The 16,807-nt window shown below is 59.4% G+C and carries 19 protein-coding genes; 8 read left to right on the top strand and 11 right to left on the bottom strand.

Translation table 11 applies throughout. The annotated features are described in order from the left end of the window. Window positions 1-72: 72 nt before the first annotated feature. The 4 genes from hflK to ACR0NW_RS08700 all read left to right on the top strand — a co-directional run bounded on the left by hflK (window position 73) and on the right by ACR0NW_RS08700 (window position 3,940). Window positions 73-1,227, top strand: a complete 1,155-nt coding sequence (hflK, locus tag ACR0NW_RS08715; protein WP_480450020.1) for an FtsH protease activity modulator HflK — start codon at window positions 73-75, stop codon at window positions 1,225-1,227. Continuing rightward, entirely contained in the window at window positions 1,227-2,105 is an 879-nt protein-coding gene (gene hflC, locus ACR0NW_RS08710) for a protease modulator HflC (protein ID WP_170651681.1), read from the top strand. Before hflK ends, hflC begins: the two co-directional genes overlap by 1 nt. Next, on the top strand, window positions 2,105-2,299 hold the full coding sequence (locus ACR0NW_RS08705; RefSeq protein ID WP_480450019.1) for a DUF2065 domain-containing protein: 195 nt from the start codon (window positions 2,105-2,107) through the stop codon (window positions 2,297-2,299). The genes hflC and ACR0NW_RS08705 overlap by 1 nt, the downstream gene beginning before the upstream one ends. Window positions 2,300-2,500: 201 nt before the next feature. Next, window positions 2,501-3,940, top strand: a complete 1,440-nt coding sequence (locus tag ACR0NW_RS08700) for a DegQ family serine endoprotease (RefSeq protein ID WP_480450171.1) — start codon at window positions 2,501-2,503, stop codon at window positions 3,938-3,940. A 227-nt stretch (window positions 3,941-4,167) separates the two neighbouring features. Here ACR0NW_RS08700 and ACR0NW_RS08695 read toward each other — a convergent pair whose 3' ends face one another. From ACR0NW_RS08695 to ACR0NW_RS08675, 5 genes are all read right to left on the bottom strand, one after another. Then, the gene (locus ACR0NW_RS08695; protein ID WP_170651683.1) at window positions 4,168-4,836 is read right to left on the bottom strand and encodes a Crp/Fnr family transcriptional regulator; all 669 of its coding nucleotides are present in this window, start codon (window positions 4,834-4,836) and stop codon (window positions 4,168-4,170) included. Between the two features lie 133 nt (window positions 4,837-4,969). After that, a complete protein-coding gene (locus ACR0NW_RS08690) occupies window positions 4,970-5,575 on the bottom strand; it encodes an inner membrane-spanning protein YciB (protein ID WP_170651684.1) in 606 nt (201 codons plus the stop codon). Between the two features lie 17 nt (window positions 5,576-5,592). Further along, window positions 5,593-6,495, bottom strand: coding sequence for a DMT family transporter (locus ACR0NW_RS08685; RefSeq protein WP_170651685.1), 903 nt, complete (start codon window positions 6,493-6,495; stop codon window positions 5,593-5,595). Window positions 6,496-6,583: 88 nt separating this feature from the next. Further along, complete coding sequence (gene ftsY / locus ACR0NW_RS08680; protein ID WP_480450018.1) at window positions 6,584-7,738, bottom strand: signal recognition particle-docking protein FtsY; 1,155 nt, start codon at window positions 7,736-7,738, stop codon at window positions 6,584-6,586. A 58-nt stretch (window positions 7,739-7,796) separates the two neighbouring features. Next, entirely contained in the window at window positions 7,797-8,435 is a 639-nt protein-coding gene (locus ACR0NW_RS08675; protein ID WP_480450017.1) for a lysoplasmalogenase, read from the bottom strand. A 167-nt stretch (window positions 8,436-8,602) separates the two neighbouring features. Here ACR0NW_RS08675 and ACR0NW_RS08670 point away from each other — a divergent pair, with 167 nt between their 5' ends. Continuing rightward, window positions 8,603-8,992, top strand: coding sequence for a hypothetical protein (locus tag ACR0NW_RS08670; RefSeq protein WP_480450016.1), 390 nt, complete (start codon window positions 8,603-8,605; stop codon window positions 8,990-8,992). Between the two features lie 7 nt (window positions 8,993-8,999). Here ACR0NW_RS08670 and ACR0NW_RS08665 read toward each other — a convergent pair whose 3' ends face one another. Together ACR0NW_RS08665 and xseA are read right to left on the bottom strand one after the other, a co-directional pair. Continuing rightward, window positions 9,000-9,641, bottom strand: a complete 642-nt coding sequence (locus tag ACR0NW_RS08665) for a glutathione S-transferase family protein (protein WP_480450015.1) — start codon at window positions 9,639-9,641, stop codon at window positions 9,000-9,002. A 3-nt stretch (window positions 9,642-9,644) separates the two neighbouring features. Next, a complete protein-coding gene (xseA, locus tag ACR0NW_RS08660) occupies window positions 9,645-11,123 on the bottom strand; it encodes an exodeoxyribonuclease VII large subunit (RefSeq protein WP_480450014.1) in 1,479 nt (492 codons plus the stop codon). Window positions 11,124-11,210: 87 nt separating this feature from the next. Here xseA and purD point away from each other — a divergent pair, with 87 nt between their 5' ends. Both purD and ACR0NW_RS08650 read left to right on the top strand, forming a co-directional pair. Further along, complete coding sequence (purD, locus tag ACR0NW_RS08655; RefSeq protein WP_480450013.1) at window positions 11,211-12,473, top strand: phosphoribosylamine--glycine ligase; 1,263 nt, start codon at window positions 11,211-11,213, stop codon at window positions 12,471-12,473. A gap of 158 nt (window positions 12,474-12,631) precedes the next feature. Next, window positions 12,632-13,246 (top strand): response regulator transcription factor, encoded by a 615-nt coding sequence (locus ACR0NW_RS08650; RefSeq protein ID WP_480450011.1) that lies wholly within the window; start codon window positions 12,632-12,634, stop codon window positions 13,244-13,246. Window positions 13,247-13,258: 12 nt separating this feature from the next. On the opposite strand, the gene ACR0NW_RS08645 is transcribed toward ACR0NW_RS08650, so the two are convergent. Then, a complete protein-coding gene (locus ACR0NW_RS08645; RefSeq protein WP_480450010.1) occupies window positions 13,259-14,125 on the bottom strand; it encodes an FG-GAP repeat domain-containing protein in 867 nt (288 codons plus the stop codon). Further along, entirely contained in the window at window positions 14,125-14,448 is a 324-nt protein-coding gene (locus tag ACR0NW_RS08640; RefSeq protein WP_170651693.1) for a 2Fe-2S iron-sulfur cluster-binding protein, read from the bottom strand. Before ACR0NW_RS08640 ends, ACR0NW_RS08645 begins: the two co-directional genes overlap by 1 nt. Window positions 14,449-14,597: 149 nt before the next feature. On the opposite strand from ACR0NW_RS08640, the gene ACR0NW_RS08635 reads away from it, so the two are divergent. Continuing rightward, window positions 14,598-14,948: an OB-fold nucleic acid binding domain-containing protein gene (locus ACR0NW_RS08635; RefSeq protein WP_480450009.1), complete on the top strand. Its 351-nt coding sequence runs from the start codon at window positions 14,598-14,600 to the stop codon at window positions 14,946-14,948. Between the two features lie 26 nt (window positions 14,949-14,974). Here the strand turns inward: ACR0NW_RS08635 and ACR0NW_RS08630 are convergent, their stop codons facing one another. Together ACR0NW_RS08630 and ACR0NW_RS08625 are read right to left on the bottom strand one after the other, a co-directional pair. Beyond that, a complete protein-coding gene (locus ACR0NW_RS08630; protein WP_480450008.1) occupies window positions 14,975-15,895 on the bottom strand; it encodes a hypothetical protein in 921 nt (306 codons plus the stop codon). A 151-nt stretch (window positions 15,896-16,046) separates the two neighbouring features. Continuing rightward, complete coding sequence (locus tag ACR0NW_RS08625) at window positions 16,047-16,754, bottom strand: creatininase family protein (RefSeq protein WP_480791519.1); 708 nt, start codon at window positions 16,752-16,754, stop codon at window positions 16,047-16,049. Between the last annotated feature and the right edge of the window lie 53 nt (window positions 16,755-16,807).

The following is a 16,807-nucleotide window of genomic DNA, read 5'->3' as shown; positions in this document are numbered from 1 at the left end:
CGTACACACGTTACAAGTGACTTCGTGATCACGCGGGCCGGAACACCGGTCCAAACAAAGGAAAGACAAAATATGGCGGGCAACAGCGGTGGCCCCTGGGGGGGCGGAGGCTCATCCGGAGGCGGAGGAAATCGGGGAAACAACGGTGACGGGCGACGCCCGCCCGAAGGTGATGGCCCGCAGATCCCCGAGATCGATGAACTGATGAAAAAAGGTCAGGAGCAGTTGCGCGTGCTGATGGGCGGGCGCGGCGGCGGTGGCCGAGGCGGTGACGGCAAGGGTGCTGGCGGCGGTGGTCCGATCTTTACCAAAGGGACCGTGGCGCTGGGCGTTCTGGTGGCCGCTGGCCTGTGGGGCGCAGCTAGCTTTTACACCGTCAAGCCGGAAGAGCAGTCGGTTGAGCTGTTTCTTGGCGAGTTTTCGTCCATCGGCAATCCCGGGCTGAACTTTGCGCCATGGCCGGTGATCACGGCCGAGGTAATCCCGGTTACCCGCGAACAGACCGAAGATATGGGCGGTGCGCGTGGCAGCGACGATGGCCTGATGCTGACCGGCGACGAGAACGTGGTCGATATCGACTATCAGGTCGTATGGAACATCAACGATCCCGCCAAGTTCCTGTTCAACCTGCGCGATCCGCGTCCGACGATCCGGGCCGTGTCTGAATCGGCGATGCGCGAGATTATTGCACAGTCTGAACTGGCGCCGATCCTGAACCGGGATCGTGGTATTATTGCGGACCGTCTGCAGGAACTGATCCAGTCCACGATGGACAGCTATGATTCCGGGATTAACATCGTCCGCGTAAACTTTGACAAGGCTGACCCGCCGCAGGACGTGATCGCCGCCTTCCGCGACGTTCAGGCTGCTGCGCAGGAACGGGATCGTTTGCAGAACGTGGCCGATGCCTATGCCAACCGGGTGCTGGCTGAAGCGCGCGGTGAAGCAGCGCAGATTCTGGAAGAAGCCGAAGCCTATCGCGCCCAGCAGATCAACAGTGCGCAAGGTGAGGCCAGTCGTTTCAGCGCGGTTCTTGAGGAATATACCAAGGCACCGGACGTAACCCGCAAACGTCTGTATCTGGAGCGGATGGAGCAGATTCTGGGCGATGTGGACAAGATCATTCTGGACGAAAACGCCACCGGAGATGGGCAGGGCGTCGTGCCTTATCTGCCGCTCAATGAATTGCGCCGAAACAGCGAACAAACCGGGCAGGAGAGCAACTGATGCGTAAATCGACTTTTGTTCTGCCGGTCATCGTTCTGGCAATCATCGTTGGCTTGTCCTCGATCTTTATCGTGGATGAACGCGAACGGGCGCTGGTGCTGCAGTTCGGGCGCGTGGTCGCGGTCAAGGAAGAACCTGGTCTGGCGTTCAAGATCCCGCTGATTCAGGAAGTGGTGCGTTATGACGACCGCATTTTGTCGATCGACGTACAACCGCTGGAGGTCACCCCCTTGGATGATCGCCGTCTGGTGGTCGACGCCTTTGCGCGTTACCGGATTTCCGACCTGAACCAGTTCCGTCAGGCCGTTGGCGTCGGCGGTATCCCGGTGGCCGAAGATCGTCTGGATCGCATTCTGCGTGCTGAAACCCGCGAGGTGCTAGGTTCGGTTTCGTCCCGCGACATCCTGAGTTCGGACCGGGCGGCACTGATGCTGCGCATTCGCAACAGCGCGATTGCAGAAGCACGGGCGCTGGGCGTCAACGTGATCGACGTGCGCCTGAAGGCGACCGACCTGCCGCAGGCCAACCTTGAGGCGACGTTTGACCGGATGAAGGCCGAACGTGAACGCGAAGCCACCGACGAACGGGCGCGCGGTAACGAGGCGGCGCAACGTGTTCGTGCGCAGGCTGACCGGACCGTGGTGGAACTGGTGTCCGATGCACGTCGCGAAGCTGAAATCACCCGCGGTGAGGCCGATGCAGAACGCAACGCCATCTTCGCCGAAGCCTTCGGCAAGGATCCGGAGTTCTTTGAATTCTACAGGTCCCTGTCTGCCTATGAGCGTGCGCTGCGCGGCGGTAACAGCTCGATGGTGCTGAGCCCGGATTCCGAGTTCTTCAACTATCTGAAGTCGCCAACAGGACAGGCGACCCGCTGATGGGAATGATCCTTCTGGCCTTCGGGCTGGTGCTGATTGTCGAGGGGCTGGCCTATGCGCTGGCCCCTTCGCTTATCGAGCGGATGCTGGAGGCGCTTCGTGCCTTGCCCGAAAGCGCCCGCCGGACCGTTGGTCTGTTATGCGTGGTCAGCGGTTTCATCCTGCTTTGGGGGGCCTATCAACTGGGGTTCTGAGAACCGGTTGGTTACGGTGCGCTCAAATGCCGGTGAATTCCCCGCTATCGCGAGTTGCGGGCCGGGCCAAACTGACTACATTGGACCCTAAGAACCGGTTGCCGCAGGCGGCAACCCGATAACAGGTTGGTGACAAGGAGACCCCCAGTGCAAGCAAAGGCACGCAGTATTACCGTTGGGCGGGACGATGCGATCATAAGAATGCGGCTTCTCTGGCTGGCGTTTCTGGGTGTGGTTTTCGTTCTGGTACAGTCGCTTGCGGCGCAGGCCCGTCCCGAAAGCCTTGCGCCTCTGGCGCAAAAGATCAGCCCGGCGGTGGTCAACATCACCACGACGACCCTGATCGAAGGGCAGACCGGACCACAGGGCATCGTGCCCGAAGGGTCCCCGTTTGAAGATTTCTTTCGCGAGTTTCAGGATCGCAATGGCGATGACGAAAACCGCCCGCGTCGCAGCAATGCGTTGGGATCGGGGTTCGTGATCTCGGAAGATGGCTATATCGTTACCAACAACCACGTCATCGCCGAGGCGGATGAAATTCTGGTCGAGTTCTTTCCCGGCGATGGACAGCCGAAAAAGGAACTGCCTGCTAAGGTGATCGGCACCGATGAAAAGACCGACATCGCCCTGTTGAAGGTCGAGGCGCAAGGTCCTTTGAAATATGTGACTTTCGGCGACAGCGACACCGCCCGCGTCGGTGACTGGGTCATCGCAATGGGCAACCCGTTGGGGCAGGGATTTTCGGTTTCCGCCGGGATCGTGTCCGCGCGCAACAGAGAACTGAGCGGGTCGTATGACGACTACATTCAGACGGACGCGGCGATCAACCGGGGGAACTCGGGCGGGCCGCTGTTCGACATGAATGGCGAAGTGATTGGCGTGAACACTGCGATCCTGTCGCCCAATGGCGGATCGATCGGCATTGGTTTTTCGATGGCGTCGAATGTTGTCGTGAAAGTGGTGGATCAGCTGCGCGAATTTGGCGAAACCCGCCGCGGTTGGCTGGGTGTGCGCATTCAGGATGTGACCGAGGATATGGCCGAGGCGATGGGGCTGGATAAACCCGGCGGCGCGCTGATCAGCGACGTACCCGATGGTCCGGCAAAAGAGGCCGGACTGGCGGCGGGCGATGTGATTCTCAGCTTTGACGGTGTTGAAGTGAAAGACACGCGCGGTCTGGTGCGGCAGGTAGGCGAGACGACAGTCGGCAAATCGGTGCGCGTCGTTGTGCATCGTGATGGTGGGACGCAGACCATTTTGGTGACGCTGGGCCGTCGCGAGGATGCCGAGCGTCAGGAAAATGGCGAGGACGACGAAGCGCCCAACGAGGCTGAGGATGAGAACAAGACCATTCTGGGTCTCACGATTGCGCCGTTGACCGATGACTCTCGCAGTGAACTGGGGTTGGACGCGGATGCCGAAGGTCTGGTCGTCACCAATGTCGACGAGGCGTCCGAGGCCTATGCCAAAGGTCTGCGGTCGGGTGATGTTATCACCGAGGCGGGTCAGCAAAAGGTGACGTCGATCGCGGATCTGGAGACGCGCATGGAAGAAGCCCGCGAAGCCGGTCGCAAGTCGCTGCTGTTGCTGGTGCGTCGCGGCGGGGAACCTCGTTTCGTGGCTTTGAGCCTGGAGGAGTAATCGCCTTCTGCACGGGATTGGAAAAGGCCGGAGCTGCAGCTCCGGCCTTTTTTGTGGTCCTTGTCAAATTAAAAGAGCCATATGCCGGGGCATATGGCTCTGTTACAGGGAGAGGCCAGTCGGACAGATATCGGGGATGATCATCCAGCCTCAGTCGGTAACCTCAATCAAGTTAGCAGCACTGGCGCAAGACGTCTGTGAAGCGGATCACAGGGGCGGGCAGAGCCTCAGATCAGGTCTGAATCCGCCAGTTCCCGCAGGGCCTCAAAGTCATGGATGGCAAGCCCCCCGCGCGAGACCTCGACCACGTCATCGCGTCGCCAGCTGGACAGCGTTTTCGAAACCGCTTCGCGCGTTGCGCCCACAAATTCGGCCAGTTCGCTTTGGGACAGCATGATCCGGCCAGCCTGATCGTCCTGCAACTGCGCCAGATACAGCAGCTTGCGCGCCAATCTGACGGGCATGGGCAGGAAGACCTGTTCGTTGAGTTGCGCGCCCATCCACCGCATCCTCAGGCCGGCCAGACGGATCAGATCGCCGGCAAGTTCCGGGTGGTCCTGAATCTGAGCCATCACATCGGTTCTGCGCACGCGCAGGACACGCGAAGGTTTCGCCGCCGAGACGGTGGCCGTGCGCGGGCCGTTGTCAAACAGGGCGATTTCGCCAAACACCTCGCCGGGGCGCATCAGGACCAGTGACAGCTTGCGTCCGCTCATGGCGAGAAAAGACACTTCCAGCGTGCCCGTGAGAATGGCGTAAAGCGCATCCCCCTCATCCCCTTGTTCGAACAGAATTTCCCCTTGTTGCAATACGATTTCGGATGCCTGGGCTGAAAGCATGGCTTTCAGTCTTTCCGAGGCTTCCGACAGAAATCCGGTGTCGGGAAATGTCGTCATTCGGGGTATGGTGCTCCTGCGGCGGTGGGTGGTGGTCCCATTTTCCACAGCTTGGCGGCTAAACCAAGGAAATTGTCAGGCATTTTCCTAAACTTGATGTAAGCGTTAGGGCAGCTGATCCGGTGAATCTGGGCTACTGGCGGTCCGGGTCATCCATGTAGCTTTGCAGCATGTTGAACTGCAGCATCAGAAACACCATGAGTGCGAGTGGAAAACCAAAGGTCTCGATCTTGACCCACAGATCGGTGGACATCGTGCGCCAAACCAGTTCGTTGGCTGCAGCCAGCACCGCAAAGCAGGCGCAAAGGCGGCGGGTCAGGATCATCCAGCCCTCATGGCGCATGGGCAGCATCTCTTCGAGAACGTAGGCGAGATAGGATTTTCCCTGAAGCAGACCGATGCCCAGAATGGCCGAGAAGAAGCCGTAGACAAGCGTCGTTTTCATTTTGAAGAACCGCTCGTCGTTGAACCAGGCGGTGAGGCCGCCAAAGAAGATCACCATGAAGGCGGTGAATATCTGCATCTTGCTGAGTTTTCCGGTAAGAAACCACAGGATACCCATTGCCGCCAGCATCAGTGGTACGAACAGGATGGTGGCGACGATAAAGCCTGAATATTCGATGCCGCCGATCAGGAAACTGTCGTCCCGCAGGCGCAGGTAGATGAAGAAGAAGGCCAGCGGGGGGCCAAGCTCCAGCACCTGTTTGAGGAATGGGTTGATGTCTTTCTTGTCGGTCATTGAGTCCATCCTGCTGCTCATCCCCCCATTTCAACTATTACCGCGCCCAATGCAATCAATGCCATCAGTGCGATTCGCCTTGGGCCGACCGTTTCTTTCAGTACCAGCCAGCCGATCAGGGCGGCAAACACGGTTGAGGTTTCGCGCAGAACCGCTGCTTCGCCCACCTTGTCCAGGCGTGTGGCCAGCATAATGGCGCCGAACGACATGAATGCGACGATACCCCCCGAGATGCCCCGTACCATCAACGGTCCGGGTGTGGGCGGGTTGATCATGGCGCGCCATCTGAGGAAAGCGTAGAACGGCAGGACGGCGCCATCGATCATGAAAAACCATGCCAGAAAGGTGAAGGGATCCGCCGTGGCGCGAATGCCGTAGGCGTCGTAGGTCGTATAGAGAGCAACGAAGAGGCCGGTTGAAAACGCCAGTGCCAGCGCAATGCCAAGCGTGTCACGGTTGGTTTCCAGATAACGTAAATTATAGGCGGCAAGCCCGAAAATCCCGGTCAGCAGGACCGCGACGCCAAGCCACTGGGTAGTCGAGAACACCTCGCCGAAAAGCAGATAGGCCCCGATTACGGTGAAGAGCGGACCAGTGCCGCGCACCACGGGGTAAACAACCGTATATGACCCCTTGGTATAGGCCATCGCCTGCAGGATTTTGTAGAGGATGTGGATGGCCCATGCGGTTGCGAAAATCGGCCACATATGGGGTTCGGGCCAGGGCACGACAAACAGGGCAAAAGGCGCCGCCATCAGGCTGTACGAGGCATCGATCGCACCGCGCGACAGCCATGGGTCGTGTCGGCCCTTTTGCAGGGCGCCGAATACGGCGTGCAGAAAGGCAGCCATCAGCGCAAGACCGAGCGCCAGCCTGTGCCCGGCCTCGGTACCTTCGAGGGAGATCAACCAGTCGCTCACGATGCGGCCTTTCGCGGGGTGGATATAGTGGGGGGCTGTCTGCCCCTCACACCCCCCGAGAGTATTTGAGGCCAGATGAAGGGTCGGATCAGGTTGGGTCCAGGCCGGTCAGGGCGGCGGCGAATTCTTCGGGGTCGAATGGGGCGAGGTCGTCGATCTGTTCGCCGACGCCAATCGCATGGATGGGCAGGCCGAACTTGTCTGCCAGAGCAACCAGAACGCCACCCTTGGCGGTGCCGTCCAGTTTGGTCATCACCAGGCCCGAGACGTCAGCAAGGTTGCGGAAGGTTTCGACCTGACTGAGGGCGTTCTGCCCGGTGGTCGCGTCGAGGACCAGAAGGGTATTGTGGGGGGCAGTGTCGTCCTTTTTGCGGATGACGCGGACAATCTTGGCCAGTTCCTCCATCAGGTCGGCACGGTTTTGCAAGCGGCCGGCCGTGTCGATCATCAGCAGATCGGCGCCGTCTTCCTGCGCCTTGGTCAGAGCGTCGAATGCCAGAGAGGCGGGGTCGGACCCTTCGGGTGCGGTCAGGACGGGGACGCCTGCACGTTCGCCCCAGACCTGAAGCTGTTCCACGGCGGCGGCGCGAAAGGTGTCGCCAGCAGCAATGACGACCTTTTTGCCTGCGGATTTGAACTGGCTGGCCAGCTTGCCGATGGTGGTGGTTTTGCCCGAGCCGTTAACGCCGACGACAAGGACCACCTGAGGGCGTTTGGGATAGATGGGCATGGGGCGGGCTACGGGTTCCATCACGCGGGCCACTTCCTGCGCGAGAAGCTGTTTGATCTCACGGGTCGAGAGTTTTCTGCCAAGGCGGCCCTCGGCCATGTTGGCGGTGACACGCAGGGCAGTATCGACGCCCATGTCCGAAGCGATCAGCAACTCTTCGAGTTGTTCAAGCATGTCGTCGTCCAGCGTGCGGCGGATAACCGTGCTGCTGTCACTGCGGCTGAACAGACGGCCCAGTAACCCCTTGGATTGCGGGCTGTCCGGGATTTCCGTCGGTGCGGGCGCTGGTGTGGGATCGGCCGGCTCTGGCGACGGGGTTTCGACCGGCTGTGGGGCGGGCGCGGGTTCGGGAACTTCGGGAACGGGCTGCGGCTCTGGCTCCGGTTCGGGGATCACCGGGTCCGGGGTGGGGGCTGTTTCTTCGCCGCCGTCTTCGACGATGGCTTCGAGCCCCTGTTCGAGGCGCGAAGAGGATTTGAAAAGCCGGTCCTTGAGCTTTGAGAAAAACGCCATGTCTGGTCTCCGCAGGTGTTATCCCCACCTAATGCGGAATTGCGGCAGTTGCAAAGGGTCAGGAAAAGGCGAACAGAAATCCGGCCTGTGCGCCCCAGTAGAGCGGCCAGACGAGGTATGGGGTGATCCTGAGTGCGGGGTGGCCATCGGGCAACAGGAATTTCTCGGTCGCAAGGATCAGGTCCGAGGCGATGAAGGCCAGCGCCGCAGGCAGGGCCCAGCGCAGGTTTCCCGTTTCGGGCAGGGCAAGGACAGCGATTCCCATGCCGAGAATGATCGGGATGTAGGCCAGTACCGGGACTTTGAGTTCGCCTGCGCGAGGGGCAAGCAGCGTGGCCATTACGATGCCCAGAACGATGAGTGTCCAGAACACACCCGGTTGGTCGAAGATCAGTGTGGCGTCGCTGGTCGGGTGGCTGAGGAACAAAAGGATATAGGCGATGTGCCCGGCGGCGAATGCGCCGATGCCCGCCATGAAGGTGGCCTCGGTTTCGCGTGACAACAGGGCGTCCCCTGTGGCGCAGAGTGTCAGGCCAAGGCACAGAAGCCATGGGCCACCGGCAATCAGAGCCGAAAGCGCAAGAAGGGCGACCGAGGCGGTTTTCAGGATGCTGCGCAGTGAGCTTGCGCTGTGGGCTACCATTGAGAGATAGGCAAGGGCGCTGGCCGCCGCGATCCAGAACAGTAGAATTTCCATGTATCTTCCCGAGCTACCAACGATAAAGGCGTTACGCCATTGGCAGCTTGGGATGGATGGTTTCAGTGACTCAATACTGACGTCGAGTTAATCCGGCGGGATCGGGCTGAGTAACACGCTGCTCAATGGCAACGGCGGCCCTGATCTGCCACAATCGGGGCATGTTGATGCGTTTATCGATTCTGTTGTCTCTGACTGCGCAGACCTTGGCAGCGGCCAGTCCGATGTCGGGAGAAGAATTTGACGCCTACACACGTGGTAAGACGCTGTATTACGGATATGACGGCGTAGCATATGGGGTCGAACGCTATTTGCCGGACCGGCGGGTGATCTGGTCTTTTCTGGATGGCGATTGCAAGGAAGGCATCTGGTATGAACGCGAGGGGCAGATCTGTTTCATCTACGAAGACCGGCTGGACCCGCAGTGCTGGGTTTTCACACGATCCGCGTCGGGAATAATTGCGCAGTTCGAGGGGGACCCCGAGGCGACCGAGTTGTATGAGGCTTCGGATACTGGTGAAGAAATGGTGTGCCACGGCCCTGATGTTGGTGTCTGACGCCGGTTCAGCCGGGTTTCAGTTCCTCGTAGCTGATCATGACATGTTCCCGATATGCGGGTCGTTCCGTGAGCATCCCATAATAGCGTGCCAGATGTGAAAGTGAGCTGCGCTGAATCTCAATATCGTAATACCTGAACAGGATGTGCCCGAGCTGGATATCGGCCAGGGTGAACTCGGGCCCCGCGATGTGGGTGTTTCGGGACAGTTGCGCATCGGCGATTTCAAGCTTTGCCTCCAGCAATGCGACCGCCTGATTGATTGCGTCTTCGTCCCGCTCGCCTTTCGGTACCCGGGTGACCTGCCAGAATACAGGAACGGTGAATTGCATGGCGACGTTCAGTTTGGCCCATTCGGCCCATTTGTCGATTTCGGCGCGCTGCACCGGATCACCTGGCCACAAGCTGTCAGGGCCGTACCGCGCGCCCAGATAGCGCAGGATCGCACCGGTTTCCCAGATCGGCGGGTTATCCCCGTCTTGTAGCACCGGGATCGTTCCGTTCGGGTTCAGGTGCAGAAACTCCGGGGTATCCAGCCCGCCAAACCGGTGGCCCAGATCATGCTGTTGGTATGGCAGCCCCAATTCGCCAACAGACCACATCAGGGCCTGAACATTGGATGATGTTTTTCGGCCCCAGATTTTCAGCATCGTTCAGAACAATGTCCCCTGATCGGGCGGGGTCTGAGCGGGCTTTTTTGCGGCCACTGCTTTGCCGGTGGTCAGGCGGCCATCGGCGAATTCGATTTCCAGCACCGCGTGTTTGGAGGCCTCGGCCTTGGTCGTCATCACCTGTTTATCCGCACGCACCACGGCATAGCCACGGTCCAGCGTGGCCTTGTAGCTTAGCGTTTCGCGCAGGCGGTCTGTCGCGCCCAGTTGTTGACGCAAGCGGTCGATGCGCGTGGATTGGGCAGTGTTGAAACGGTCGGTCAGCCTGTTCAACGTTTCGCGCTGGTTCTGTAACTCTCGCTCAATCGGACGCAGAGACAGGCGCGAGGACAGGTTGCGGCAGCGGTCACGCCGCGATTCGACCAGCGCGCGCAGGGTTGAGGGGCGCAGGTGTGCCGACACATCCAGCAGTTTCACGCGCCGGTTCTGGACCCCCCGGATCAGGGCGTTGGGCAGACGTTCCGACACCTGATCCAGCCGCTGCCGGGGCGTGTCCAGAAGCGTTTCGGGACGTGGCAGGGCACGGGACAGGTCGCGCAGCCGCTGGGCGCGGCGCTGAACGGCATCCGTTGCTGCGCGGGATAGACGCGCGCCTTGTTCGTTGGTCCAGGCAAGCAGTTCCATCCGCACCGGCACGGCCAGTTCAGCTGCGGCGGTTGGGGTTGGCGCGCGGCGATCGGATACAAAATCGATCAGTGTCGTGTCGGTCTCATGCCCAACGGCCGAGATCAGGGGGATTTGAGACGCCGCTGCCGCGCGGGCGACGATTTCTTCGTTGAATCCCCAAAGGTCTTCGATCGATCCGCCGCCGCGCGCGACAATAATCAGATCGGGACGGGGCAGGGCGCCGCCGGGTGTCAATTGATTGAACCCTTCGATGGCACGGGCTACTTCGGGTGCGCAGTTCGCGCCCTGAACGGCCACCGGCCAGATCAATACTTTGCGGGGAAAGCGGTCGCGCAGGCGGTGCAGAATATCACGGATCACCGCGCCCGAGGGCGAAGTGATCACACCGACGATCTGCGGCAGATAAGGCAGCGCCTGCTTGCGCTCGGGGGCAAACAGCCCCTCGGCTTCAAGCTGTTTCTTGCGCTTTTCCAGCAGGGCCATCAGTGCGCCCTGACCGGCGACTGCGACCTCGTCGACGTTCAGGTTGTATTTCGATTGCGCCCCAAAGGCGGTGAGCCTGCCGGTGACGACGACCTCCAGCCCTTCTTCGGGAACAACAGAAAGTCCGGCGATCTGACCCTTCCACGTGGTGCAGGCCAGTACGTTCCGGTCGTCCTTGATATCATAGTACAGATGCCCTGAACGCGCCTTGAACACGCGCCCGACCTCGCCGCGCACACGGATTCGTCCGAAGGACCCTTCGAGAGTGCGCTTCACCTCGCCCGAGATTTCGGAAACGGTATATTCCGGGGTGTTCTGGCCGGGAATGGGGTCGTCAAGCAGGTCGGACATTTCAGCACCCCGAGTCAGTCTTGTTTCGTCAGCCCACCCAGCTTAGAACGCCGCGCAGGCGAGGCCAAGCAGATCGGAGACCACCACATGAATATCCTCATTCTCGGCAGCGGCGGGCGCGAACACAGCCTGGCCTGGGCGGTGATGCAAAACCCCAAATGCGACCGTTTGATTGTGGCACCGGGCAATGCAGGGATCGCACAGATCGCGGACTGCGCGGCGCTGGATATCGAAAATGGCGGCGCGGTCGTCAGCTTTGCCGAGGAAAACGCGATTGATTTCGTGATTGTCGGCCCCGAAGCGCCGCTGGCTGCTGGTGTGGCCGATCGTCTGCGTGAGGCGGGCGTTCTGGTCTTTGGGCCCTCGGCCGGGGCTGCGCGGCTGGAAGCGTCAAAGAGCTTTACCAAAGAGATCTGTGACGCCTCGGGCGCGCCCACGGCGGCCTATGCCCGGTTTACCGAAGCTGCCCCAGCCAAGGACTATATCCGAGAGCAGGGCGCGCCGATCGTGGTCAAGGCGGATGGTCTGGCTGCGGGCAAAGGCGTAATCGTGGCCATGGACGAGCAGACTGCACTGGATGCCATCGACGACATGTTCGGCGGTGCGTTTGGCGGGGCAGGGGCCGAAGTGGTGATCGAGGAGTTCATGGAGGGTGAAGAGGCATCGCTGTTTGTCCTGTGTGATGGTGAGCATGTTCTTTCTGTCGGCACGGCGCAGGACCACAAACGGGTGGGCGAAGGCGATACCGGCCTGAATACCGGCGGCATGGGCGCGTACTCTCCCGCTCCGGTTCTGAGTACCGAGATAGAAGCCCGTGCGATGGATGAGATCGTGCGCCCGACGATGGCCGAGATGAAGCGGCGAGGCACGCCGTTTCAGGGCGTGCTGTACGCGGGACTGATGATCAAGGACGGCCAGCCGAAACTGGTCGAATACAATGTACGTTTCGGCGATCCTGAATGTCAGGTTCTGATGATGCGACTGGGTGCGCAGGCGTTTGACCTGATGCATGCGGCGGCCGAAGGGCGGCTGGACAATGCACGCGTAAACTGGGGCGACGATCACGCGATCACCGTGGTCATGGCGGCCAAGGGCTATCCGGGGTCCTATGAGAAAGGGACCCAGATCAAAGGATTGGGCGATCTGCCTGAAGACAGTCGAAACATGGTGTTCCATGCGGGCACGAAGTCCGATGACGGGGCCGTGCTGGCCACGGGCGGGCGTGTGCTCAATGTGACGGCACGGGGCGATACGTTGCAGGATGCCCGTGACCGGGCTTATGCCATGGTCGATGGCATCGACTGGCCCGAAGGGTTCTTTCGGCGCGATATCGGCTGGCGGGCGCTCTGACCCGAGCGCTCCCGCGCCCCGACGCCGCATCAGAGATGCGACATCAGGGGCTTGGGCCGGGCAGGCCGCTGATGCGGCCTGCGGCAGCGCGGTGGGAAACCTGAACGGTTTTCTTTCGCCTTTTCGTCGGGTTATGATCCTGCCGGAGGAGACGGGATTTGCACGGACCTATCGACAAGTCGGAATTGGACGCCGCTTATGCCGCGCGTGAATTGCGCGCTTTGGCTTTTGATTGGGTGCCTGTCGGCATTGTCGTGACCGAAGCACGTGTGATCCGCGAGGTGAACCACCGCTTTTGCGAGATGTTCGGATATTCCCGTAAAGAGCTTCTGGATCGCCTCTTTGTCTTTCTCTACCCGACCGAGGAAGAGTTTTCGAACATTCTGCACCGGGGTGACAAGGAACTGGGCGAGGGCAACCTGTATTGGGACGAACGGGTGATGCGCCGCAAGAACGGTGATCTGTTCTGGTGTCGGGTCAGGGGACAGACGTTCACGCCCGAGGACCCGCTGGCAAGGGCGGTCTGGAGCTTTGCCGATCTGTCGGAAATCCGCCGGTATCAGCCGCTGACCCGGCGCGAGCGCGAAGTGTATTCATTGCTAGGAGAAGGGCTGACCAGCAAGGAAATCGCCCGCGAGCTTGATCTGAGCTATCGCACGGTCGAAGTGCACCGGGCGCGATTGCTCAAGAAATTCGGCGTGAACAATACCGCCGCCCTGTTCCAGTCGCTTGGCGATATCGAAGGCAACCATGTAGTACGCCCTCATCCCTGACGGGATGTGGGTCTAGTTGCAGGCCATGGCACTTTCCAAAGCTGGCTGCGAGAATTTACCGATTGGGACGCGTGTCCAGCCATCGTCGTGCCGGACCAGCACAAGTTCCGTCCAGTCCGAATTGGCCAATACAAGCTCTGGCCCGTTGCCGCAGTCCCGCAGGCCGCCCGATATGAAATTCTGGCCGATCTTGTGATTGGTAAGCCCCGGGATTGTTGCGATCTCTGTCAGTGTTTCATTCTCATACCGCCAGATACGCAAAACTTTGGCCAAGTGCGGGCGATCAACATAGGCGATTTCAACGTGCCCGTCGCCGTCAAGATCCGCCGCGCCTGCGGGCGCGAGCCAGCGATTTTTTCTTCCGATGTAAGGGGTAGCGGCGATAAGTTGAAGTTTGTAGCCGCCCCGGTCGGCGTATATCGCCAGTTGTGCGCCCTTTTCGGCGTGGCTGCGCACGGTAATGATTTCCGCGCTTTGATCCCGGTCCAAATCCACCAGTCTGGGGGCAATGTCTTCGAACACATGAAGGTCGTCCAGCTGTGCGGATTTTGTCCCACAAGAATCCGTAGAGGGGTCGCTGGAGTGCACAGAGAGCAGGGTGTATTCGATGGCGTCTCCGAGAACGCCATGCGCATAGCGGCTGGTTTCGCGGCTGTACCATGCCGAAGAGACAGTTTGCCCCGGGCAGGCGTCGGGCTGACCTAATTTGCAACCCGGCGTGACGACATATGAGCCGTTGGAAATTCCCCAATGACTGGGCGATGTTCGGCAGGCCTCGGCTGCGCTAGAAAAACCCAGCCACAGGCCCAGCACCAACCCCGCGCCGCAGGCATATGCGTGCCATCGGCGCGCGGGCAGGCGCGGCGCCTGCCCTGACATCAGATCTGCTTTTCGGGCATCTGCACAACCAGACCGTCCAGCGCGTCCGAGACCTTGATCTGGCAGGTCAGGCGCGAGCGTGACGAATCGGGTTCATAGGCAAAGTCGAGCATGTCCTCTTCCATGTCGTCCTTTGCGGGCAGTTTTTCCACCCAGTCAGGATGGATGTAGACATGGCAGGTCGAGCAGGCGCAGGCGCCGCCGCAATCGGCCTCGATACCGGGGATGTTGTTGTCACGGGCGCCTTCCATGACAGTCAGGCCATTAGCTACTTCGACGGTATGCTCGGTGCCACCGTACTCGACATAGGTGATCTTTGCCATTTGCTCGAGTCTTCCTTTTGCGATGTTCGGAACCTTCCTTAGTCAAGGGATTTACGTGTTTCCAGTCTCATTTGCGACCCTTTATGGCAGGTATGGACATTAGTGGCTTTTGTTCTATTTTTGTTCTCATGAGCGCCGTCTTTGCCAGAATGCCGGTCCCTGTCCGGGACTGGCCACGCCCGCCCGCCTGTCTGCCTGCCATCCGGCTGGAGGAACCGCCCGAAGGTGCGCGGGTGACTGTCGCTGGGCTAGTGATCCTGCGGCAGAGGCCGGGGACGGCCAAAGGGGTGATTTTTGTCACGCTTGAGGATGAGACCGGCATCGTGAACGTGGTGGTCTGGCGCAAGATCTACGAACGCTTCCGCCGCGCTGTGATTTCGGGGCGTCTGCTGCGCGTCACCGGCCGGATGCAGCGCGCGCATTCTGTGACCCATGTGATCGCGGAAGAGGTCGAGGATATCTCGGAGATGCTGGATCTGCTGGTGCGGGGAGAGGGGTAGGTCTACAATGCGGACTTTGCCGACATTCATTCGTTGCGAATTTGTGCATTTGGGTAGAGCTTCCGGATGACATAGCGGCGCATTTGCATGGCAAGTGGATCATGAAAGATTTCCAGTGCATTGGCTGCCTGTTCTGACGTTAACCAGCCATCCGAAATACGCCACCGACGAAAGAAGAACCAATCGATACTATTGCTTCTTGAGAAAGCTAGGCCACGTCGCGCCTGTTCTTCTGTCCAAGGCTCACCGAGCTTGGCCTTTGGGCCGAATCTTGCCCGCATCTCTTTGATAGACGCCTTGCTTTGCGCCACGCTGGCTTCAACATCTTCGTCGGTTATTACTGTAAGTCGGGACAGCTCATCTCGAATGTCAGCAGGCATCGTTTCACAAGCTTTTGCCAGAGCATCAACAAAACGCGGATTGGTTGAGATAGTCAGGTTCCAAGTCTTTGGTTGAACGCGCCAGAAAATCTGCTCCGCTCTTTTGGTCCAAGTGTTAGTTTCAATGAGACCTAATGCACCGAGAACCTTAAGAACTTTCTCGCCGGCGTGTGCACAGCCAAGTCCATTGGAACTGTTTATGTTTACATTAGGAAGAGGAGGGCCACCTAAGCGAGCTACGACAAACTGGTCCTTTTTGGGTGGCGGAAGGCTTCCGTCATGCAACCTGTACGACAGTTCATTTCGCTGGCTTGCCAGATAAAGCACTGCGACGCAGATATCGTCCCAACGAGGTAACACAGCAGGACGCTTAGGCGCGTCAAGTGGAATGGCGCCCCAATCGGTTTCACAGGCGTAGCCGAGTTTTGCGAGTGCCTCACAACCCATTTGAAATGCGCTTGAACAGCTATGCTCCCAGCCCTCGCCGTTGTGAGCCAATGGCAGGGCGTTCGATAAATACTCGCAAGCCGCTTCGGGCCAATCTGGGTTTATGTTGTCTGAAAACATTGCTGGTTTGGTTACTTATTTTCCTTGAGATGGCCAACCAAAACTATTTGTGCGGATACGTCAATTTGGGCTCAAAGCAGTCATCGACCAAAAAATCTCACCACTTGAACAAAACCCCCTGTGCCTGTCTTTGGAACCCTGCTTGCCTGCGTTATTGGCGGGCATCTCGAAGGTGCAGCACCTGCGCTACCGCCGCTTCGATCTTCAGCTGAATCAAGGCCTCACCGATTTCTGGTGATGCAAGATCGGGGCGACCATCAAACCCCGAGGGCCAGCCTGCGGGTACCGCGAGAGGTATGCGGTTCGCCTGACTTGGTTTGACGAACAAAAGCTCGGAAGTATCGCGCAGTCCGGCATGTGATCCGATCTGCTCTTTATCGAACCCCAAGCTTTCAAGATGCGCAATTTGACCGTTATTGCCGTGATAGTCGGAAATGTGGCGCACCACGACACCAGCAGGCGCGAATTCAGCGCTCATTGAGGCGGCTACCTTGGACTGTGCAGCCTGATTTCCCCCGCTATCTCCGATCAGAAGAATCTCATCAAACCCGTGCACAGCAAAACTTCGAACCGTAGCTTCAAGCAGTTGTTCAAAGATCGCTTCTGGTAGGGAAATGGTTCCCGGCCACTGCATGTGACCAGTAAGCGGCCTGTCAAAATCGCCTTCGGGCACATACGCCACGACCGGCGCAACCAGTGTGCCTCCTAACCTTTCGGCAATCTGTCTGCTCGTGTGCGCCACAACAAAGTTGTGTTTCCCAAGAACGGCATGAGGCCCATTCTGTTCTGTGCCCCCCGTCGGAATGATGATCGTCTTGTAACCCGCTTCAAGCGAAGCATGAACTTCTGGCCAGGTCATCTCTTCCAGGAGCAGTTGATTGGGCCGGAATGTTGAGGAGGCAGCCTGAAAAT

Source organism: Ruegeria sp. CF5 (assembly GCF_056537325.1).
The sequence above is the reverse complement of the archived record's forward strand: the minus strand, read 5'-3'. Positions and strand labels throughout refer to the sequence as shown.